This is a genomic window from Streptomyces sp. NPDC002125, from assembly GCF_053593715.1.
The window spans coordinates 25,287-47,398 of record NZ_JBSFDD010000030.1 but is presented as its reverse complement, the minus strand read 5'-3'; the positions used below and the strand labels follow the sequence as shown (position 1 = coordinate 47,398).

Genomic DNA, 22,112 nt, shown 5'->3' with positions numbered 1-22,112 from the left:
GGTGCGGGGAAGGAGCGCACGTGCTACGGACCTACCAGCAGCGCGGCCAATTCGCCTCGGCTGATCGACTGGTGCAGATCGCTGACTTGGCCATCCCCGACTTCGACGACCCGCCACACCCCGTCCGAGCGAAGGGCCACGTCGGTGGTGACGAACCGGCATCCCAGGCGCCGCACTGCAGGTCCGATGTGATCAAGGTCGGGCACCAGCCCGCGCCCCAACGCGCTGTCCGGATGGGGCGTCAGCAGCCTGGGTTCACCATCGAGCCACCAGACGCGCACTTCAGCCGCGGCGGACTCAAGCCGTGAGAACGCCTCGAAGGCGCGGAGAACGATCCCACCAGCCAGGAACTCCTCCTGCAACTCTACAAAGCGCCGCACGACCCGCGTCAGCTCCACGGCGTCGGCGAGATCGGGAATGAAGCACGCTTGCTCCCACTCGTGCTTGCGTGATTTGACGTAGTCCTTCACGATTCCCGAGCCTGGCAGCAGGGGTTCGGCGAGAGCAGCCAGGTCGTCGGCGGTCAGCATCTCACCGGGCTTCGTGGGACGCCACACGCTCGCGGGCGAGATGTCGACGAACATCGCATACCAACCTGGCAGTTCGTGAGCGGTGCGGTACTGCTGGGGTGTCACGAGCAGATCGGTGCCACGTCGGCTCAGGGCCTCAGCCAACGCGGCGTATCGATCGCTGGGAATCATCCAACCTCGGTACCAGGCACTTCCCAGCCCAGCCGGAACTTGTGCGACTGCCTGCTGCGCGTCACCCCGCAACAGGGCGTCGTGGTCGAGCAGCCCTACTGTTCCGCCACAGGCGCGGACCTCCCGAGCTTCCAGCGCGAAGTGTTCGTCTACGCGTCGAGGGTTCAATGAATCGCGGCAGTACAGGACGGGCATCGGCATGACCGGCACGCTACGGAACCTTCAGCTCTCGGGCCACGGGTTTCGCGCTGCCAGGCACGGCATCCAGCCATGTGCGGAGATCCTGCATCCTGCACGCAATCGAAGTGCAGTGGGAACGAGCGACGCGCGTCGATGCGCGAGACTTCAGCTGCTGGATCCAACTGTCGGTCATGCTGCGAGCGACCGCGGGCAAGCGCTTCCCGCCCGCCACCTCATCTACCGCCGCACCCTGCGCGGATTGGGCCTGCTGGACAACGCTGCAGGTCACGAAGAGTGCTCCCCGCGCCTGCGGGCCGAGTGCGTCTCGGCGCCGCGTGCGGTGGACCGATTCGTCCCACCTCGTACGTTGCCGCGCGTCTGCTGCCGCTCACCCCGTCGCCCATGAGCCCTCCCCGCACCGCGGGGAGGGCTCATGGGCCTGAGATCGTGTCAGGGTGGTTCAAGCTGGCTCGTGCGGCACCTACGGTGAGGTCAGCCCGACGAGCAGGCCCGGCCGTTCAGCTTGAACGCCGCTGGATCTGGAGCCGGGCCCGCTGCTGAGGTGTTGAAGCCGAAGTCGACCGCCGCCCCGGGGGCCAACGTCCGGTTCCACGCCAGCGGCTTCGCGCTGATCGTGCGGCCGGACTGGGTGAAGTCCGCGCTCCAGGTGTGACTCAGTTTCTGTTCACCGGAGAGCAGCCAGGTCAGCTCCCACGGCGAGACCGGCTCGGAGCCGGTGTTCTCCACGCGGACCGTCACCGTCGAGCCACTGTTCCACGGGTGTGAGGAGTAGGTGACCTCGCACGCACGGGCCTGGGCGGCCGGGTCGCCCGCGCCCGCGTCGTCCAGGTAGGAGGCGATGAATGCCAGCGGCGCGTTCCAGTTGATGGTGATCTCGTTGGTCGCCCAGGAGCCGATGTCATCGATGTAGCACATGGCCGGGGCGCAGCCGCTCAGCTTGTCCTTCGCTACCGGGTCTCCGGAGCCGGCTGCGGTGAGGTTGGGCCCACCAGCCACCGAACCTGGGGCCGGGTGGGGCAGAGCGGGATCGTTCTGGTGCGCCCAGAAGCGATGGTGCTGGTTGTGGGAGTCCCGCTCGCCGTAGCCGGTGACGTACGACTGGTTCAGGGGGTTGCGGCCGAACAGGTAGTCGGCGCCCCGCAACACGGCGCCCTGGTAGGCGGCCTTGCCGGTCAGGTCGTGGGCCGTGGCCAGCACGATCATGTTGTTCAGGACCTGACTGTTGGATCCCCAGACGTAGTCCCCGCCCTGAGGGGCGTACGGCAGCCCGTACGCCTGGGCGCCGGACTGCGCGGCGTAACGGTCGGCGGCCGTGGTGACGACGGAGCGGACCTCGTCGAGCTGCGCCGATGTCAGGCCGTTCGGCACGGTGGCAAGCGTGAGGACACCGAGTCCACCGGTGGATCCCCATGAGATTCCGCCGCCCGCCGGGAAGACCGCGTCCGTGTCCCCGTGCAGGTCGGAGGAGAGCACCGCCTGGCGGTAGGTGTCCTTGCCCGTGGTGGTGAACAGCTCGGCGGCGGCCCAGTAGAACTCGTCCGAGACGTCGTTGTCGCTGTACGCGCCGCCGCCGGTTCCGTCATCGGGGTCGGCGAGCACGTCCGGGTGCTGCTTCGCCGCGGCCCACGCGGTTTCGGCGGCCCGCAGGCAACGGTCGGCGAAGTCTTCGTCGAAGGGGGCGTAGAGCCGGGCGCACTGTGCGGCCGAGGCGGCGAGGTTCAGCGTGGCGGCCGTCGACGGCGGGTGCAACTCACGCTGCTGCGGGTCGAGATGCGGCTTCATCGGCAGCCCGGTCCACTCGGCGTCGTGCATCTTGTGGTGCGCCATTCCCGCCAGCGGTTCGCCGGTCGGCACCTGCATCTTGATCAGGAAGTCCATCTCCCAGCGCGCCTCGTCCAGAATGTCCGGCACCCCGTTGTCGCGTTCGGGCACCCGCAGCTTGCCATCTCCCAGTTCCGCCGACTCGCCGTTCGGGGCGGTCAGGGTGCGCTCGTACGTGGACATCAGCTGGGCCACCGAGATGCCGCCGTTGACCACGTACTTGCCGTGGTCGCCCGCGTCGTACCAACCGCCCGACACATCCAGCCGGTAGTCACAGACTCCGGGCTGACAGGGAACGTCCGTGTCGCCCTTGTTGGGGGCGACACCGATGTGGCCGGCCGGGCGTGCGTACTCCGCGCCCACGAGGTCCGCCTCGATGGGTGCCCCGCTGCGGTTGTGGTAGAAGTACGCCAGCGCGTCGGAGCGCAGCTTGTCGTACAGGTCACCGCGGATCGAGAACGGCTCGCTGACCTCGCCGTCCACCTCGACGGTGTAGCCGTCTCCCAGCTCGGTGAGGCCGTCGAAGTCGAAGGTGTGGACCCGCTGGTGCGAGGTGGGGTCCTCGCCTTGGGGAACGGTCGTCCCGGTGGCGGCCCTAGAACCGTCCTGGGCCTTCACCGTCCAGGTCAGCGGTGCGTCGGCATCGGTGACCACGGTGCCGCTCTTGGGGCCGTCGGGCAGGTAGCCGACCTGGTTGACGCGTACGGGCGAGCCCGTGTCGGGCACGTACACGGGCGGTTCGGCGCCACCCCGCAGGGACACGTCATCCAGACAGAAGGTCGTCGCCCGCTCACCGCCGCCTATCTGCAACTGCACCGACGCGGCCGGCAGATCGGCCGAGGCCGTGAACGTACGCGTCACCTCGGTCACCTCCGTGCCCACGGGGTCCGCAGTGGCGAGCACGGTCGTGTACGGCTCGGTCGCCTCCTGGACCCGGGTCTGGACGGCCAGAGGCACGGTGGAAGTGGCCGTGTAGGACAGCTCGTAGCTCTCACCCGCGACGATCGGTACGTCGTTCTGGCCGATGATGACGTCCCAGGCGTTGGTCGTACCGGCGGGCACCTGTGCGCAGAGCCGGCCGTCCGCGACCGCCGCCGGCGCGTTCGCCGTCCACCACCAGGGGGCGGTCCCGGCGGCGAAATCGCCGTTGGAGATCTGCTCGGGGCCGGGTTCGGCTTCGAGCGCACCGGCCGTTCCGGGCACCGCCAGCGCCGCCGCGAACAGTAAGGCGGCGGCTGACATCCCGAGCACACGTCGCCCGTGCCGAGGGCGGGTGCGCACAGGCCGTGCGGAAAGTGGTGAGGCGTTCACCGGGGAAGCCTTTCTTCGACGGGGGCGATGGGCATGGGAGAGCTGCCTTCCTGCAAGTGGGAGCGCTCCCACTTGCATTGTGGGGGGTGATCGGGTGGTCCCGCCAGGGTCATGACAGCGGCGAGTGTCATCGAGTGGTGGGCACCGCGCGCTCCTTCATCGTCGACTTGCCTCGCGCGCGACGCTCCCAACCTCTTCAGCCGCGTGTTCGGGGCTCTTCAATTCCGGCCCGGATCATGGCCCGGCCTGATAGGGAGTCCAGGCCTTGGGGAGCCCTTACCGGCGATCGAGCGACCTCGGTATCAGCCGGTCACCCGAGGCTTCGCTCCGGTTTGGCCAACCGGCTCGGAATCGCCCGGCGCACCCAACTGGCGTGCGGTGTCCTGCTCCGCCCGATGCCGGACGATGAACTCGAGCAACGGCAGAGTCGAATCTCCGAGCTGGAACTAGCCCGATGCGTGCTTCTCGCTGTCGAGCAGGAGATGCCGGAACATCAGCCCCACTCCACCGTCCGTCCACCGCGCACCACCGGAACCGCGGTCACCTGGAGATGCCGGTACCGGCAGGGCTTCCCGCCCTCTGCCCTCTCCCGGACTCGGACCACAGCGTCGAACGGGCTGTCCTCAGCCACCGCGGCGTCCCATTCCCGCTCGACGCGCGCCCGGTCCTCGGGTGCGAGGAATCGAGCCAGGCTCCCCGGGTCTCCGCCGGGCCGACGGCGAGAGCGGAGTGGTCGCCGTGCAGCAGCATGGTGACCTCCCCGTCCAAGGACATCGTCCACAGGCTCTGCCTGGTCGCGGACAACAAGGTCTCGTACCGCTGCAGATCCCTCAGCGCGGCTTCCGCCGATCTGCTGTCTTTCCCTCGGCTCACCCGACCAGGATCGCTCAGGCACAGACCCGAGCATCCGCACGTCGGCGTCCGGGTGGGAGGAGGACAGCCGCGGTGTAGGCCAGGGCTGCGTCTGCGGCCCTGCCCAGTTCCGTCTGACGGTCGCGAGGCGGTCGCAGGCCGGGGGAGGCGGAGAAGTCGAGGCGACGGCGGCGGCGGTCCGGCGCTCAGCCATCGGACAGGGGTTCGAAAGCGGTGGCGAGCGACCCCGGGGTGACAGGGGTGCGCTGGCCGGAGCCGGTGACGGGCAGGCGCGCACCGTCGAGGGCCGGGTCGACGTATGCGGCGAACCAGGCGTCCAGACGCGCGGCCAGCTCCGTGCGGACGGCCCCGTGCCGCGGGTCGTCCACCAGGTTCTGCTCCTCGCCGGGGTCGGTGACCAGTTCGTACAGTTCGTGCGGACCGTGGGGGTAGCGGTGGACGTACTTCCAGTCGCGCGTGCGGATCATGCGGACCGGGCCGTACTCGTCGTACACGACCACCCGTTCGCGGTCCGGTGTGGCGCCGTCCGGTAGGGGATCGTCTCCCAGGAGATCGGTGAAGGAGCGTCCGGGGAGGCCGGGGTCGGGGGAGTGGTCGAGTCCGAGGTGGTCGACGAGAGTAGGCAGGATGTCGTACTGGGACAGCAGCGCGTCGCAGTGGCGTCCCTGGGCGACACGGCCGGGTTGTGCGATCAGGCACGGCACGATCACCGAGCTGTCGTACATGTTCTGCGGGAAGGTGCCGTTGCCCTTGCCCCAGATGCCGTGGTGGCCGGCGTTGAAGCCGTTGTCACTGGTGAAGACGGTGAGGGTGGATTCGGTGAGGCCCAGTGCGTCGAGCCGGGCGAGGACGCGGCCGATGGCGGCGTCCATGGCGGTCGTCGCTGCGAAGTAGCCGATCAGGGCCTGGCGGGTGTCGCTCTCGCCGCCGATCGGGGCCCCGTCCTCATCGAGGGGCTGCCATGGGTGGGGAGGCCCCTGCGGGCAGGTTTCGAACGCGCAGTTCTCGTACAGGTCGGTGAATCGCTCGGGGTGCTGGCCCTTCCATGGCTTGTGCGGGGCGGTGAAGTGCAGGGACAGATGGAAGGGTTCGGGCCGCTCGGACTCGGCTGCCAGGAAGCGCTCGGCGTCGTCCGCCAGGGCGTCGGTGAGATAACCGGGTTCCTCGGAGCGCACCTCGTCGCGGTACATGGGCGCCCCGTGGTACGGACCTCCACCGCTCTCGTGGGCGTACCAGTGGACGAAGCCCTTGCGCGGCCGGTCGTTGGCGCCGAGGTGCCACTTGCCGCTCAGGCCCAGGCGGTATCCCGCGTCGGCGAGCAGATCGGTGAAGAGGAGCCGGTCGGCGAGGAAGTCGACTCCGGTGCGGCCGGCGTGGTGGTACGAGAGCCAGTCGTGGACACCGTGCTGGGAGGGCAACAGACCGGTGAACAACGAGGCACGGGCCGGTGAGCAGACCGGCGAGGTGCAGAAGAACCGGCTGAAGCGGGTTCCGCGGGCGGCGAGGGCGTCCAGGTGCGGAGTGTGGATCTCGTGGTTGCCCGCGCAGCCCATGGCCCAGGGGCCCTGGTCGTCGGAGAGGATGAGCAGGACATTGGGCCGGCTGGGATCGCGGCTGGCCATGGGTACCTCCTGGTGCGACGGGCAGGGGGCGGGCCCACATGCCTGGGGTGCATCCGATCCTGCGCGGGCTCCGGGCCCGTATCAACCGGCGCTCGCATGATGAATTCACCATGAATCCGTGGAGCACCAGCACGGCGTGAGGCGATCCAGCCGTATCGGCGGCCGACGGCGGGATTCATCTCTCATTCATGTGGTCCGAGGACGATTGACCGGTCAATGAATGACTGGAAAACATGTGGCAACCGCGCGGCTCGCCCCCAAGTCGCAGTCTCCGAGGAGTGCCCCATGCGCAGTGCCAGACCTTCCGACAGTCCTTCTCGCCCCTCTCGCCGTGCGATTCTCACCACCGCCCTGGCGACCGCGCTCGTTCTCTCCACCGCTGCCTGCTCCTCCGGCACCGGATCAGGCAGCGCGGACGGCACGTCGCTCACGTACTGGTCGATGTGGAAGCAGGACGAGCCGCAGGCCGAGGTGCTGAGCGCCGCGATCGAACAGTTCACCGCGGACACCGGCATCGAGGTCGACGTCCAGTGGAAGGGCCGCCAGGTGATCCAGCAGCTGGCGCCGACGCTGAACACCGCCAACGTACCCGCCGACCTCGTCGACTCCGCGGACCGGTTCGCCTACGCGCAGCTCCAGGCCACCGGCCAGGCCCTGGATCTCACATCCGTGCTGGACAAGCCGATTCCCGGCGAGAGCGGTAACACCGTCGGCAGCGTCATACCGGAGCGCTACCGCGATCTGAACACCACCGACGGGGCACTGTGGCAGATCCCCTACGAGGTGCTGACCACGCAGATCTGGTACGACGGCAACGCCCTGCCGGACGTCACGGAGAACCCGCCCACGACCTGGGCCGACCTCACAGAACTGCTCGCCGACCGCAAGAAGGCCCATGGGGGCGACGGGGCTCTGGCGCTGGACGGCGACATCCCCGACTACGCGGCCTACTGGACGTACTACGCCGTCCTGCGCGAACTCGGGCCGGGCGCCTTCGCCAAGGCGGCCAGGGACAAGAGCGGCGCCGCGTTCGAGGCGGAGGGTTTCGTCGACGCGCTGCGCCGGATCGAGAAGCTGGTCTCCTCCGACGACTTCACCCCTGGATACGACGGGTCCAAGTGGCCGGCGGTCCAGCAGAAGTGGGCGCAGGGCGCGTCGGACTTCCTGCTGCTCGGTACCTTCGCTCCCAGCGAGACCGCCGAGTTCGCGTCACCCGGCCTCACCTACCGGTCGTTCCCCTTCCCCGCGTTCGAGGAGGGCGGGGACATCAGCCAGGACATCTCGCTGATCGGCTTCTCGATCCCCAAGAAGGCCAAGAACGCCTCCGCCGCCGAGCAGTTCATCGCCTATTTCCTCGCCAAGAAGCAGCTGGAAGGCATTTCCACCAAGGCGTCGAACCTCACCCCGCGCTCCGACATCGCGGCCCCGAAGGACTTGGCCGACGCACAGAAGGCGGTCGCCTCGGGGAAGGTCGTGAAGACGCTCGACGGGGTCAAGGAGACCGAGGCCGAGTGGTACACCAAGGTCTTCCTGCCGCTCAACACCAAGTTCATCACCGGCCACCTCACGGCCAAGGCCTTCGCGGGTGAGCTGAAGTCCGGCTCCGCCGCCTACTGGAAGTCGGCCTCATGAGCGCCACCGAGCTCGCCGACCCGCCGCTCTCCCAGCGGCGAGAGCCGGCACCGGCCGCCGCGGATTCCCCGAGCGGGCCCAGCCCGCTCGCGGCTCGGCGCCGCAGACTCTTCTGGCCGCTGCTCCTGCCAGGCGTCCTGGTGTACCTGGTGTTCTTCGCAGGACCGTCCCTGTTCACGCTCTGGCTGAGTCTGAACAAGTGGGGCGGGGCCGGACCCATGTCGTTCGTCGGGCTCGACAACTACCAGAGGCTGTTCGAAGACCCCACGTTCCGACAGTCGTTCGGCAACACCCTGTGGATCATCTTCGGGGTGGGCGGTCTGACCTTCGCCGTCTCCTTCGGGCTGACGATGGTGTTGCGCGAGATGAGTGGCCGCAAGGCCGCCCGGTCCATCCTCTTCTTCCCCAACATCGTTCCCACCCTCGCGCTCGCGATCCTGTGGGGCTTCCTGTTCCAGCACGACGGGCTCGCCGACTCGCTCGCCTCGATGCTCGGCATGGACGAGCCGCCCAACTGGCTGGGCCAGGAGAACCTCTTCCGGGTCATCATGATCGGCCTGGTGTGGACCTCCACCGGCTTCTACACCACCATCCTGATGGCCGCCGTGGACCAGATCCCGCCCGAGCTGTACGAGGACTGCGATCTCGCGGGCGCGAACACCTTCCAGAAGTTCCGCCATGTGACGCTGCCGCTGATCTGGGAGGTGGCCGGGGTGTGCGCGGTGCTGTGGACGATCAGCGCCGTGAAGGTCTTCGAATTCATCTACGCCTTCGCGGGCGCCGCCGGGCAGATGCCCGACACCGGGGTGTGGAACACCGCCGTCTACACCTACGGCGAGGCGTTCGCCTCCGGAGGCGTGCCCCGCTACGGCTCTGCCGCCGCGAGCGCCGTGGTCATGCTGGCCCTCGTCGCCGTACTGGTGGTGCTCATCCGGCGGATCATGCGCCGCGACACCGTGCAGTTCTGACCGTTCCGCCCACCACATCCCCGGAGGCCCGTGTCATGGCCGTCACCACGCCACCCGGTCGCCCCGCTCGCCTGCGCGGCCGGCTCACCACCACCCGGCTCCTCGGAGTCCCCCTGGTCTGGCTCGTCGTCGGCTTCAACGTCCTGGCCGGCCTGTGGGTCCTGCTGTCGTCGCTGAAGACCGCGAACGAGATATTCACCGACCCCTGGCAGCTCCCGGACGCCCTGCAATGGGGCAACTACGCGCGTGCGTGGACCAGCGGCCTGTTCGGGCAGGCATTCCTCAACACCGTGCTCGTGGTGGGCGGCACCGCACTCGGCACCCTGCTCCTCGCCGCGCCCGCCGCCTACGTGCTCAGCCGCATCACCACTCGCTTCAACGGCGGCTTCACCCTGTTCTTCGTGCTGGGACTCGGCATCCCCGCTCAGGTCGTCATGCTTCCCCTGTTCGTGGTGATGAACCAGCTCCTGCTCGTGGACACCCTGTTCGGTCTGATCATCGTCTATGTGGCGACTTCGCTGCCGTTCGCGGTGTTCTTCCTGACCGGCTTCTTCTCCACGCTGCCCGTCGAGCTCGAGGAGGCGGCGTCCCTGGACGGTGCCTCCCCACTGCGCACCTTCGTACAGGTGATGCTGCCGCTCGCCCGCGGCGGCCTGGTCACCGTACTGATCCTCAACATCATCCAGCACTGGGGGGAGACCGTCTTCGCTCTGGTCTTCATCCAGACCACCGACCACCAGACGCTCCCCCTCGCACTGCTCGGCTTCCTGCAGCAGATGCAGTACAACGGGGCCGACTGGGGCGGCCTGTTCGCCGGTGTGGCCATGGTCATCCTTCCCGTCCTCGCCTGCTATGTATGGCTGGGCCGACGCATCATCGAGGGCATGACGGTCGGCTCGGTCAAGTGACGCCAGACCTGGCAGAGTCAGAGGAAACACATGGCAGAGAACGTGCATCCGTCCGAGGCTGACACTTCGGAGGACACCCCGGACCTGAAGTTCCGCCGGCTCGCACGCGAGCTGCGCCAGCGGATACGCCAAGGAACCTGGCCCGCGGACGGCCGCATACCGACAGAGAAGCAACTGTCCATGAGCAGCGGAACGTCGGTGAGCACCGTCCGGCGTGCCGTCGACGAGCTGGTCGCCGAAGGTCTGGTCGTACGCCGCCAGGGTTCCGGAACCTTCGTTCTCCCGCCCGACGCGCCCGGCACCGGCCGGGCACTGATCGGTGTCGTCGTCCCCGACACCACCTTCTACTACCCGCGAGTCCTCCAGGGGATCGAGGAGACGCTCTCCGCCGCCGGGGCAAGGCTCCTGCTCGCCTGCTCCGGCTATGACCAGAGGCGCGAGCGCAAAGACCTCCAGGACATGCTCGAAGCAGGTGTGGACGGCCTGCTCGTGGTGCCCACGCTCACCGGCCCGGAGCCGGCCGAGCGCCACCTCAGCTGGCTCTCCGCACTCCCGGTGCCAGCCGTCCTGATGGAACGCCGCGGCACCTCCCTGGGCGACATCAACGAATATGTATGTACCCATCACGAGGCCGGCGCCTACGACGCCGTACGGCACCTCGCCGCGCTCGGGCACCATGCCGTCGGACTGGCCCTGCGGGAGCCCAGTCCGACCGCCTCGCCGGTGGCCGACGGATTCCGGCAGGCGGCGACAGAACTGGGCTGCGTCACCACGGTGTTCCGTGCCAGCCGGGAGGAATGGAGCCCGGCGACGGCAGACCGGTGTCTGGCCGGTCTGCGCGCCGCCCAGGCGAGCGCGGTGGTGTGCTTCGGCGACCGGCAGGCCGCGATGCTGGTCGGCGCCGCACGCCGGGCCGGACTGACCGTGCCCGGGGACCTCGCCGTGGTCGCCTACGACGACGAGATCGCCGACCTCGCGGACATCTCGCTCACCGCGGTCGCGCCGCCCAAGCACCTGCTGGGCGTGACGGCCGCCGAGACCCTGCTGCGCCGGCTCGACAACCCCGGCCTGCCGCGCCGGCACGTCATGCTGCGCCCCGGCATCACCGTCCGGCAGTCCTGCGGGCAGCGCTTGCCCCCCACCGAGAACCACGTCGGACCCGCGCCCGAGACGCCTCGGCGGGTTCGCACCAGAAACACTCTGATGAAACGGGAGACAGATTCGTGAGTGAGATCCGGCTCGGTCTGATAGGCGCCGGCGCCGTCGGAGCCCTGCACGCCGAAGCCGCGGCGGCCACCTCCGGCTTGCGGGTGACCGCCGTGTGCGACCTTGTCGCCGACACGGCGCGAGCGCTCGCGGTTCCCGCGGGAGCCGACGTCCACACCGACCACCGGCAGCTGATCGCTTCGGGCGCGGTCGACGCGGTCGTGGTCAACACGCCCCACGCGCTGCACACCGACATCGTCACGGACTGCGCCGCGGCCGGACTCCACGTACTGGTGGAGAAGCCCATGGCCACCACCACCGAGGACTGCGCCATCATGGAGCGCGCCTGCAGGGCCGCCGACGTCGTGCTGTTCGTGGGACACATCCAGCACTTCCTGCCGCCGATGGCCGCGGCCAAGGCGGCGCTCGACGCCGGCGCCATCGGTCCTCTGCTCGCGGTCTCCGACTGGCGCAGCACCGACTATCGTCCGGGCAGCCGCCCCTCCTGGTTCTTCGACCCGGCCGTCTCCGGCGGCGGCGTCTTCATGAACATCGGAGCGCACTGCGTCGACCGGCTCCTGTGGCTCACAGGGCGCCGGGCGGTCGCGGTCGCCGCCACCGCCGGCCATCGCCTGAAAGCGGGCGTGGAGACCGACGTGCTGGCACGCCTGGAGCTGGAGGGCGGTCTGACCGGGCACATCGGAGTGACCAGCACCGGGCTGCCGTCCCGCGACGAACTCGTCCTGATCGGCGAACGGGGCGCGATCCGGGTGGCCCGCGGCGCGGGAGCCGAGCTCTACGCGGACGGCTGCCCGGACGATTCCGGGCAGCCCGGTGGATTCGGCACCCCGGTCGTGCTCGCCGAGGAGTCCGCGGACGACGTACCACGGGCCTTCCACGCCGAACTCGCCGCGTTCGCCGCCGCCGTCCGCGGCGAACAGCCCCCGGCCGTACCGGCCGAGCACGGGCGACGGGTCATCGAGGTCATCGAAGGCGTGTACGAGTCCTTCGGCAGCGGCCGACGGATCGTCCTCGGTGCGGAGCCGGCCGTCGCCACCGCCTGACACGCGCTGCGGTCCGTCGCCGGAAGGTGCCCGCGAGACCGCCCATGCACACCCGCGCCCGTGAAGGACCGGCCCGAGGGGGGCTCATGAACACAGACACCGCACGACCCCGTGCGCAGGCCGTGGCCGAGGGTGAGGGCGGCACGGAAGAGCGCCCCAGGATCGCCGCTGTGGTGACGCACGGTCACGTCGTTGCCGTCGACCTCGGCGGCACCGAGATCAAAGCCGCACTCGTGGCGCACGACGGCGGTGTGATCCGGAGCGTGCGCCGGGCCACCCGCCGTGAACGCGGGCCGGAGGCGGTCGTGGACCGGGTGACGGAGACAGCCGAGGCCCTCGCCGACGATGCCGTCGAGACGTTCGGGTCGTCGCCGCTCGCCGTCGGTGTGGCGGTCCCCGGGATTGTCGCCGAAGGAGCGGGACGGGCGGTGTACTCCGCCAACCTGGGCTGGCGGGACCTCCCGCTGCGCGACCTGCTGGCGGAGCGGCTGGGCCTGCCCGTGGTACTGGGGCATGATGTCAGGGCCGGGGCGGTGGCCGAGGGGCGGCTGGGTGCGGCGCGCGACCGGGACGAGTTCCTGTTCGCCGCGCTCGGCACCGGGATCGCCGCGGCCCACGTCCGCGGCGGCCTGGCGCACGGAGGCAGTGGCGGCGGTGCCGGCGAACTCGGGCATCTGACCGTACGGCGCGGCGGCCCGGAGTGCGGCTGCGGGAACCAGGGCTGCCTGGAAACCCTCGCTTCCGCCTCGGCCGTAGCGCGCCGGTACACCCGGGCGGCCCGCCGGTCCGCGGGTGGGAAGGCCGCCGGGCACGTCTCCGCCGAGGAGGTCTCGCGACTGGCAGCCGCCGGAGACCCATTGGCCCGCCGCATCTGGCAGGAAGCCGTCGAAGCTCTCGCCGAAGGGCTGGCCGTATACACGGTCCTGTGCGATCCCGGTCTCGTGGTGCTGGGCGGCGGTCTTGCCCGCTCGGGCGAGGCCCTGCTCGGACCGGTTCGCGCAGCACTGGCCGACCGACTGCGCTTCCACGCGGTTCCGGACCTGGTGGCGGCGGAGCTGGGCGCCGAGGCCGGCTGCCGGGGCGCCGGCCTGCTCGCCCTGGACGCCCTCTCGGCACCACCGCCAGGACCGTGCCGCCGCCGTTCCTCCGCGCCGTAGACAGGCTTCCCGCACCCGTTCCCCCTGCACCGAAACTCCGTCCGCTGTCCGATCACACACGTCATCGCACCGCACACCCGAGGAGATCCCGTGCACGAGTTCACCACCGGGCGGCTCGGCCGCCGCAGCTTCCTGACCGCCGCCGCACTGACGCTCGCCCCGCTGACCGGCGCCGCCCAGCTGCTCGCCGGCGCCACCCCGGCAGCCGCGGCCGACGACGCCTACGACACCCTCCGTGCCACATGGGGAGCCATCCTGACGGGCGGCTCCATAGACCCGTCCGACACCGGGTACGCCACCGCCCTGACGACCCTGTCCACCACCGCCACCGGCCTGTGGAACTCCCTCTCCCCGAACGCCTCTGCGAACTCCCTCTGGCCCGGCCTGCCCCTGTCCGTCCCGGCCAACATGACGGCCGGCTACAAGCAACTGGCGACCATGGCCACCGCCTACGCCACCCCCGGCACCGTGACCACCGACGGCAGCGGCCGCGCCCTGTACGCCGACCACGCGCTCGGCGCCGCCGTCGTGGCAGGCCTGGACTTCCTGCACGCGCAGGTCTACAACGCCCTCGCGACGGAGTCCGGAAACTGGTGGGAGTGGGAGATCGGCTCGCCGGTCTCCCTGACCAACGCGGCTGTGCACGTCTATCCGCTGCTGACCACCACCCAGCTGGACAACTACACCGCGGCGATCGACCACTTCGTCCCCGATCCCACCCTCAACAGGTACGGCACCGCCCGCACCACCTCGACCGGCGCGAACCGGGTCGACCTGTGTCAGGTGGTCGCCCTCCGCGGCATCCTCGGCAGGAACAGCGAGCGTCTGACGACGGCGGCCGCCGCGCTGTCCGACGTCTTCCCCTACGTCACGACGGGAGACGGCCTGTACGCCGACGGCTCCTTCGTCCAGCACACTTCCATCCCGTACACCGGCACCTACGGCATGGTGTTGCTGCGAGGACTCGCCATGCTCTTCCAACTGCTGGAGAGCTCCGACTGGGACATCACCGACCCGGCAGCCGCGCACATCCACGACTCCATCGACAGCGCCTTCGCCCCCTGGGTGTGGAACGGCCTGTGCATGGACGCCGTCCGGGGCAGGGCCATCAGCCGCTCCACCGAGACCGACTTCTACGACGGGAACCTCATCGCCCAGGCCGTGCTGCGCGCCGCCCTCTCCGCGCCGGCCACGGACCAGGCCACCCGGTTCAGAAGCCGTGCCAAGGGCTGGATCACCCGCGGCGACGCGTACGCACCCTTCGCCAGTACCGCAGGCGTCGCGGGCATCGCGCTGGCGCGACCGGTGCTCGACGACTCCTCCGTCACCCCCGCCCCCGAACCCGCGGGGCACGTCCAGTTCCCCTCCATGGACCGGGCCGTGCACCGCGGCGAAGGCTGGGCGTTCGCCCTCGCCATGTCCTCCGCGCGCATCGCCCGCTACGAGGCGATGAACGGCGAGAACCTGCACGGCTGGCACACCGGTGACGGCATGGGATACCTCTATCTCGACTCCGACCTCGGCCACTACACCGACGGCTACTGGCCCACCGTGGACCCGAACCGTCTGCCGGGCACCACCGTGGACACTCTCGCACTCGCCGACTCCGCCGGAACCGGCACGCGGCCGGCCGCGACCTGGGTGGGGGGCGCGAGTCTGGCCGGAAGATACGGCAGCGTCGGAATGGACTTCCGCCAGTACGGTTCGACGCTCGGCGCCAAGAAGTCGTGGTTCTGCCTGGGCGACTCCGTGGCCTGTCTGGGCGCGGACATCACCGGCGGCAGCGGGGCCGAGGTCGTCACGGTAGTGGAGAACCGCAACCTGGGTGCCGACGGCACCCAGACCCTCACCGTGGACGGCGCCCCGCAGTCCCCGGCCCTCGGCTGGTCGGACACCCTCGACGTCTCAGGCTGGGCGCACCTGGAGGGCGTCGGCGGCTACCTGTTCCCGGGCGGAGCCCGCGTCCAGGCCGCCCGCACTGCCCGCACGGGCGCCTGGAGCGACATCAACACAGCCGGCACCACCGACACCATCACCCGACGGTACGCATCCCTGTGCCTGTCCCACGGCACCGCCCCTTCGGCCGGGTCCTACGCCTATGTCCTGCTGCCCGGATTCAGTGCGGCGCGGACCGAGCGCCGCTCCGACTCGCCCACCGTCACCGTGCTGGCCAACTCCGCCTCCGTGCAGGCCGTTCGCGATACCTCCCTGGGGCTGACCGCCGTGAACTTCTTCAGTGCCGGATCCGCCGGCGGGATCACCGTCGGCGCACCATGCTCCGTGATCATGCGGCAGCAGGGCGGACGGCTGGTCATCGGCGTCTCCGATCCCAGCCGGGCCGCGTCCACCGTCACCGTGCAACTGGTTCTGGGCGGCTCCCTCATCAGCGCGGACCCCGGCATCACGGTCACCCGGTCCTCACCCACCATCACCCTGACGGTCGACGTCTCCGACGCGGCCGGAGCCACCCGTGAGGCGTCGTTCAACGTGACCTCCGCGACCCTCACCCCTATGGCCGACACGTACGTTCGCGATGGCTCCTACGCCGACACGAACCACGGCACGGCCACCACTCTCGTCGTCAAGAACGCCGCCGGCAGCGGGTTCAGCAGGCAGGCGTTCCTGGCCTTCGACACCACATGCGTCTTCGGGACGGTCACCGCCGCCGCTCTCTCGGTGCACGGTTTCGTCTCCGACAGCGGCGGCACCAGCGCCACCCTTGGCGCCTACGCGGTGGCCGACGTCTCGTGGAGCGAGTCCGGCCTGAACTGGAACACGAGACCTGCCCTCGGGAGTGCCCTGTCCTCATCCTCCGCCACCACCACGAAGTCCACGCTCACCTTCGATGTGACCGGCCACGTCGCCGCCCAGGCCCTGCTTCGGCGACCGGTCGGCCTGGCCGTGGCCGAAGCCGCCCCGGGGCTCGCCGTCGTCCTCGACTCGAGGGAGAACGCAACGCATCCACCGGTCCTCCACCTGGACCTCGCCGGCGGGTGAGGCCATCACCTCACTTGGCGGCGGTTGATGCGGGGCCGGAACCCGCCACCAGCCCCGTCCAGAACCTTCGAACAGAGGAAAAGAGCATGTCGTCACTCTGGAAGAAATAGCCGACCAGCCCTCGTGCTGGTCCCAGGTCCCGGCCGTGGCGGCCGGTCCCGGCAGGGCCGCGCTCCCAGCGCCCGGCGAAGAGGTCGCCGTCGTCGGCTGCGGCACCTCGTGGTTCATGGCCCAGTCGTACGCCGCTCTACCAGTTCCCGGCCGGTCGCCGCTACGACCGTGTGCTGGCGGTGACGCGGTCGGGCACGACCACCGAGGTCCTCGATCTGCTGGGGCACCTGCGCGGCACCACCGTCACCACCGTGATCACGGCGGACGACACCACGCCCGTCGTCCGGACCGTCGACCACGTCCTGGCACTGCCGTTCGCCGACGAGCGCTCGGTGGTGCAGACCCGGTTCGCCACGACAGCGCTCGCCCTGCTGCGAGTCCACCTCGGTGAGAATCTCGCACCGGCCGTGGAGGACGCCCGGAGCGCATTGGCCGACCCCCTTGGCATCGCCCTGGTGCCGTCGGTGATGTACGACGCCCCCACCCTGCCGTACAAGGAGAACGTGGCGGCCACCGCCGAGCTCGTGCAGTACTGCAAGCGGGCCCCGGTCTGGGTCGATGAAGCTTCCCCTTGATCGTGAACACCTGGAGACTTCAAGTCCTGGGTGTCCTGCTCGGTCGTGCAGCGAGCTGCGAAGTCACCTTCGAGCCGGGCCACCAGAACACCGAAGTGCACTGCGACCTCGCCACGGTCGTAGTGCTGCGGCCACTCCAACCACTCCGGATCATCGAGCTCGCGCAGCAACGCCAGCAGATCCGCTTCATTCTCGGCCATGGGCTCATCCTGACGCACCAGCCATCCCCGGAGCAGCTCGCGGACCACCACACTCGCCGTTCTCCGACATCACCCATTCGAGTTCGGTAGCGGTGAGACGCCGATCTCGGATCGTCGGGCATGGCTGCGTGGTGGGGAACGGTTGGCGCCGGTGCGAAGCACCGCATGGTTTCGTGGACCGGCTCTCGGCAACGCTCGTGCACCTTCGTCAGGGGGTGCCTCATGACGCGGCGGCCTGCTGGTTCGGCGTGGACCGCTCGACCGTTACCCAGCCGTCGGCGAGGTGCGGCCACCTCGGCGCACAGACCGGCGGACGCGTCGTGACGTCACTGCACCGCACCGCAAGTGCAAGAGGATCCCCGGAGCTTGATTGCGCAGTCTGCGCAATCAGTACTGCTGACGTCGCAGTCCGCCGAAGCGCACGCTCGGCGCAAAGGTTGGCCCTAGGATGAAGGTCTGTGCCGACGCTGGGAGTTCAGGTGGATATGGCTGAGCACACCCCGGATTACCCGCCCAGGACCCCGCCCCCGCCGAAACGCCCGCTCTCCCCGCCGCGTCCGGAGACCAGCCTGCAAGGGACGGCCAGGGCCCGGATGCAGGTCCGCAACCGGCGCAGTGCCAACTGGTCGCTGGAGGCTGCTCCGTGGTCCGCGAGGAAGGCGACCGGGCACGTTCTGGACCGGCTCCACGAATGGGGTTACAGGGAAGCCGACCAGGCCGCCGCCGACCTGACCGAGCTCCTGGTGGCCACCGCCGTCGCCGACGGGGGTCGCCGCGTCTCCCTCCACCTCGCCGACCAGGACCGCCAGGCGCTCATCGTCGCCCTGTCCCACCAGCCCGGCCTCGCCGTCACCAACGATGCAGTCCTTCCGGAGCTCACCGCCCGCGGCGCGGTGGCGTGCGGTACCGACACCGCCGACGACGGACGCCGACACTGGGCAATCCTCCCGCTGTAGAACTCACAGAAAGCCCCGGCGCCGCTCGCGCGGCTTTCGGCAACATCAGTCCGGAGCCGGCCCGGACCAGTGGCGCGAACAGGCTGTGCCCATGTACTTGAGGCCCTCCGGTTGGTGCACCGGAGCCCGCCAAGGCCGAGGACGCACCGACACTTGGGCGCCGAGAGCGGTCCCGAGGGGTCGTCCATGGGCCGTCACCTGGCCGTCGACCACGAAGAGGGTCTGTCAATCGACCGGCTCCATCGCACATTCGGTGGTGATGGGGCGTTCTGCCATCCGAGGAGGATGCGGTGCCATGTCGTCAGGCGCTACGGTGTGCCTGCTGCATGGCGCTGAGCCGGGAGACGTAGAGGGCGGTTGCCACGGCCGTGGGCACGGCGAGCAAGCGGATCAGGAGGCCCGCCGTGGCGGCGGCTTCCAGATCATGGTGGCGAAAGTAGTCACTCATCCAGCCGACGGAACTCACCCAGAACAGCGGCGACAGGGGACCGCTGACGATCCACAGCCACCACCAGGTGTGGAGCCTCGCGGCCGGAGCCATCCCTCCACCGGGAGATCGTGTTCCGGAGGCGTGCCAGACGTCATCGGCGATCCGCTTCGGCAGGATGAGGTTCCCGAAGGGAATGAACCACGACGTGACGGCCACCGAGGGGCCGTAACGCAATCGGCCCGGGGCGAACTCCTCGGCAGCGGTGCGGGTACGGGCGCACCAGATCAGCCAGACGATGGCCAGGAGGATCGCCGCAGTACCCAGGGCCGGCCCCAGGGTGAAGCGCGCCGTTTCGTGCCAGCTTTGCCACGTATCCCCCCTGATCAACTGGACGCCGCAGGACGCCAGCGCCAGGACTCCGTAGAGCCCCGCAGCCACCAGTACCGCAGTGGTCGACGGATGCCTTCCGGTGACCGTGCGCCGTTCCTCGGCCAGCGTCCGGTTCCTCGCGGCCGGTCCTACCCGCGTGTCCTTCGCCGTGGCGGGCACAGTGGCTGCGGTCCTGTTTCCCGCGTGCCCGGCGCTCCGCGTGGCCGGGTCCTCGTGTTCCAGTAACTCTGCCGCGTCTTGTCCGAGGCGGGCCAGGAGGGGCGCGGGGAGCCAGGGACCACGGTGGTGTGGCTGGGTCTTCTGCCAGGCGCGGAGTGCCGTGAGGTCGGGGCGGGTGGTGGGGCTCTTGGCGAGGCAGGCGAGAACGAGGGGAAGCAGAGGTTCGGGGACGCCGGTCAGTTCGGGTTCCTCGTGGACGACCCGGTACATCACGGCGTGCGCCCCTCCTTCGGGTGGGGCGAAGGGCAGGCGTCCGGATGCGGCGAAGGCGAGGACGGAGCCGAGCGCGAAGATGTCGCAGGCGGTGGTGAGGCGTTCGCCGCGCACCTGCTCCGGTGCCATGAACCCCGGTGATCCGACGACCACCCCGGTGGAGGTCAACCCGCCGTGGGTCGGTCCGTCCAACGCCCGGACGATGCCGAAATCGATGACCTTGGGACCGTCGATGGTGATCATGATGTTGGACGGTTTCAGATCGCGGTGCACAAGCCCGGTCGCGTGGATGGCGGCGAGCGCGTCGCAGAGTCCTGACACGAGCCCTCGTACGGAACGCTCGGGCAGGGGGCCGTGTCGTTCCACCACCTCGGCGAGAGTCGGGCCGGGGACGTATGCGGTGGCGGCCCAGGGGCGTTCAGCATGAGGATCAGCATCCAGTACGGCGGCGGTCCAGTCGCTTCCCACCCGCCGCGCGATGGCGACCTCCTGGGCGAACCGGCGTCGAAAGTCCGGTAACGCCGCCAGTTCGGGGCGGATCGACTTGACCGCGACCATACGGCCACGGGTCGACCGGGCGAGATACACCACCCCCATACCGCCCTCGCCGAGTCGGCCGAGCAGCCGATAGTCCGCGATGCGGTTGGGATCGTCCTCATTCAGGGCCTGCACAGCGCACAGTCTCCTTGCACTCGGCGATATGGCTCGCCCACCACGAGCGGATTATAGGAGTAGCGCCGCGGCCGCTCCCTGACTTCTGCCGGGGACGGCCGTGCCTTTGGCGAAGTCGATCTTCTTCGGTCTGCTCTCCAGGTCCTCGTCCTTCTGGAGGCCGCCATTCCCTGCCGGGCCGGCGACCGCACCTTCGGGGTCGGTACCGGAGCCATCGGCGACGGGCCTCGGCCTTTCACCACGGCGCACAAGGCCGTGCGTATGGCCGTAGGCGCATTCGCCGGCCGCCTCGGCCCTGTCACGCTCGGTATCCCTTGACGCCTGACCGGACGCACAGCCGGTTCCGATCCGGTCGTCCGGTTCGCATCGTCCGTACGCGAAGTGGGCAGCCGTGAACGGTCCTTTCGTCCTGCCGCGACCAGCGGGCCGGGAACCTCGCGCCCGGGCCCCGTGAGGCCTTGGACAGCGGGCACGCCGCAGGTAGCCACGAGGTGGCCATGCCGTGCCGCCGGGCGGCGAGCGGTGCCCGAAGGCACGTCGTGGCATCGTGGTGCCATGACCATCGCGGTTCGGCCGGCCACGGCCTTCGAGGATGTCCGTACTCTGGTCGGGCCGAAATCCCCTGGGGCCAATGTCTGCTGGTGCCTGAGTTACCGGATTCCGTCCAAGCTCAACAACGAGCTCCGCGGGCCGGCCCGCGGGGAGTACGTCGCCGAGTTGTGCCATGCGGAGCCCCCGCCGGGGGTACTCGCCTACGACGACGAAGAGCCCGTCGGCTGGGCCGCCGTCGCGCCGCGCTCGGACACCTCCTTCGCACGCAGCCGCAGGATCCCGCACGTCGACGAGCTGCCGGTCTGGTCGCTGTGGTGCATCCGCGTACGCCCCGGCCATCGCAAGAAGGGGATCTCGCACGCCCTGATCGCCGGCGCGGTCGAGTTCGCCCGCGACCGCGGCGCACCGGCGATCGAGGCGTACCCGCTCGACAACGGTGGTGCCACGGTCGACGCGACGATGGCCTACGCCGGAATCCGCAAGAACTTCGAGCGGGCCGGGTTCGTCCACGCCGCCGACACCACCTCGGTGCTGGCCGGGCACCCCCGCGTTCTCATGCGGCTCGACCTGCGCCCATAGACCGGTCCGGGCCCCGACGGTGAGACGGGCAATGGTGAGACCTCCACCGCCTCACGGTGCCGCCGGCCGCCCGCGGCACGTCACCGCCGCCGGCCGGGGCCGACGGACGGCGCGGGGCAGAGCTGGACACATGAACGCGGGACGGGTACACATGCCGACGCCTGCGCCTTCCCGTCGGCGAGGCAGGGAGGAATCGACCGTGCGGATGACGTTCGAGGGAGATGCCTGCTACGGGCCCCAGGGGCACGAGTCCCGGCTGGACCTGACGACCGTGTCCTCTCGGGACCTGCGGTGGTACTGCTTCCTGGGCGCCTGGCGGATCGAACGCGGGACGACGGACATCAGCCCGCCGTGGGGCTGGACACCGCTTTTCGACGCCTTCCACACCGTTCTTCACGTCATGGATTTCGCCCGGGCGGGCACGGAGCGCGTCCAGGTCGGCTTCACGGAGAACGATGAGCGCATTCGGCTCGAGCACCGTGGGGACGACCTCGTGCTCTCACCCACCTACACCGAGGCCGAAATCGCATGCCCCACCGCTGAATTCATCGACGCCGGACACGACTTCATCGAGCGGGAGCTGGGCGGTCTCGTCACCAGACATCCAGCACTCGCCCTGAACCCGGCCGTCCGGCAACTGGCGGACGAAGCGGGCCTCACCCTCGGCCGGGGAACGGAACTGCCAGACCTGTGAACACGGAGGGCTGCTGCTCCTGTGCCCCTCCCTGCGATCGGCATGGCACCCAGCGCGGTT

At 69.7% G+C, this 22,112-nt stretch carries 15 protein-coding genes and 1 pseudogene; 12 read left to right on the top strand and 4 right to left on the bottom strand.

The genetic code is table 11. The features are described from left to right. Positions 1-23 precede the first annotated feature (23 nt). The 3 genes from ACWCQM_RS34420 to ACWCQM_RS34410 form a co-directional block, all read right to left on the bottom strand. Positions 24-902 (bottom strand): ATP-grasp domain-containing protein, encoded by an 879-nt coding sequence (locus ACWCQM_RS34420; RefSeq protein WP_450919000.1) that lies wholly within the window; start codon positions 900-902, stop codon positions 24-26. A gap of 471 nt (positions 903-1,373) precedes the next feature. Further along, positions 1,374-3,965: a glycoside hydrolase family 9 protein gene (locus ACWCQM_RS34415; RefSeq protein WP_450918999.1), complete on the bottom strand. Its 2,592-nt coding sequence runs from the start codon at positions 3,963-3,965 to the stop codon at positions 1,374-1,376. A 1,127-nt stretch (positions 3,966-5,092) separates the two neighbouring features. Further along, positions 5,093-6,529, bottom strand: coding sequence for a sulfatase-like hydrolase/transferase (locus ACWCQM_RS34410; RefSeq protein ID WP_450918998.1), 1,437 nt, complete (start codon positions 6,527-6,529; stop codon positions 5,093-5,095). Between the two features lie 285 nt (positions 6,530-6,814). Between ACWCQM_RS34410 and ACWCQM_RS34405 the strand changes: the two genes are divergently transcribed. From ACWCQM_RS34405 to ACWCQM_RS34360, 10 genes and pseudogenes are all read left to right on the top strand, one after another. Continuing rightward, on the top strand, positions 6,815-8,161 hold the full coding sequence (locus tag ACWCQM_RS34405) for an ABC transporter substrate-binding protein (RefSeq protein WP_450918997.1): 1,347 nt from the start codon (positions 6,815-6,817) through the stop codon (positions 8,159-8,161). After that, entirely contained in the window at positions 8,158-9,129 is a 972-nt protein-coding gene (locus ACWCQM_RS34400) for a carbohydrate ABC transporter permease (RefSeq protein ID WP_450918996.1), read from the top strand. The genes ACWCQM_RS34405 and ACWCQM_RS34400 overlap by 4 nt, the downstream gene beginning before the upstream one ends. Before the next feature lie 35 nt (positions 9,130-9,164). Next, entirely contained in the window at positions 9,165-10,037 is an 873-nt protein-coding gene (locus tag ACWCQM_RS34395) for a carbohydrate ABC transporter permease (RefSeq protein WP_450918995.1), read from the top strand. Between the two features lie 30 nt (positions 10,038-10,067). After that, complete coding sequence (locus tag ACWCQM_RS34390; RefSeq protein WP_450918994.1) at positions 10,068-11,264, top strand: GntR family transcriptional regulator; 1,197 nt, start codon at positions 10,068-10,070, stop codon at positions 11,262-11,264. After that, positions 11,261-12,307: a Gfo/Idh/MocA family protein gene (locus ACWCQM_RS34385; protein WP_450918993.1), complete on the top strand. Its 1,047-nt coding sequence runs from the start codon at positions 11,261-11,263 to the stop codon at positions 12,305-12,307. Before ACWCQM_RS34390 ends, ACWCQM_RS34385 begins: the two co-directional genes overlap by 4 nt. Positions 12,308-12,393: 86 nt before the next feature. After that, positions 12,394-13,464, top strand: coding sequence for an ROK family protein (locus ACWCQM_RS34380; RefSeq protein ID WP_450918992.1), 1,071 nt, complete (start codon positions 12,394-12,396; stop codon positions 13,462-13,464). Between the two features lie 90 nt (positions 13,465-13,554). Continuing rightward, entirely contained in the window at positions 13,555-16,461 is a 2,907-nt protein-coding gene (locus ACWCQM_RS34375; RefSeq protein ID WP_450918991.1) for a polysaccharide lyase family 8 super-sandwich domain-containing protein, read from the top strand. 97 nt (positions 16,462-16,558) lie between these two features. After that, positions 16,559-17,147 (top strand): annotated as a pseudogene (locus ACWCQM_RS34370) (class II fructose-bisphosphate aldolase). Beyond that, positions 17,131-17,799, top strand: a complete 669-nt coding sequence (locus ACWCQM_RS34365; RefSeq protein ID WP_450918990.1) for a helix-turn-helix domain-containing protein — start codon at positions 17,131-17,133, stop codon at positions 17,797-17,799. The pseudogene ACWCQM_RS34370 and the gene ACWCQM_RS34365 overlap by 17 nt, the downstream one beginning before the upstream one ends. A gap of 33 nt (positions 17,800-17,832) precedes the next feature. After that, positions 17,833-18,303 (top strand): hypothetical protein, encoded by a 471-nt coding sequence (locus ACWCQM_RS34360; RefSeq protein ID WP_450918989.1) that lies wholly within the window; start codon positions 17,833-17,835, stop codon positions 18,301-18,303. 301 nt (positions 18,304-18,604) lie between these two features. Here the strand turns inward: ACWCQM_RS34360 and ACWCQM_RS34355 are convergent, their stop codons facing one another. Continuing rightward, positions 18,605-20,227 carry a protein kinase domain-containing protein gene (locus ACWCQM_RS34355; RefSeq protein WP_450918988.1) on the bottom strand — a complete coding sequence of 541 codons (1,623 nt, stop codon included), beginning with the start codon at positions 20,225-20,227 and terminating at the stop codon, positions 18,605-18,607. A gap of 555 nt (positions 20,228-20,782) precedes the next feature. Between ACWCQM_RS34355 and ACWCQM_RS34350 the strand changes: the two genes are divergently transcribed. Together ACWCQM_RS34350 and ACWCQM_RS34345 are read left to right on the top strand one after the other, a co-directional pair. Beyond that, the gene (locus tag ACWCQM_RS34350) at positions 20,783-21,358 is read left to right on the top strand and encodes a GNAT family N-acetyltransferase (RefSeq protein ID WP_450918987.1); all 576 of its coding nucleotides are present in this window, start codon (positions 20,783-20,785) and stop codon (positions 21,356-21,358) included. Positions 21,359-21,563: 205 nt separating this feature from the next. After that, entirely contained in the window at positions 21,564-22,052 is a 489-nt protein-coding gene (locus ACWCQM_RS34345; RefSeq protein ID WP_450918986.1) for a hypothetical protein, read from the top strand. The last annotated feature ends 60 nt before the right edge of the window (positions 22,053-22,112 follow it).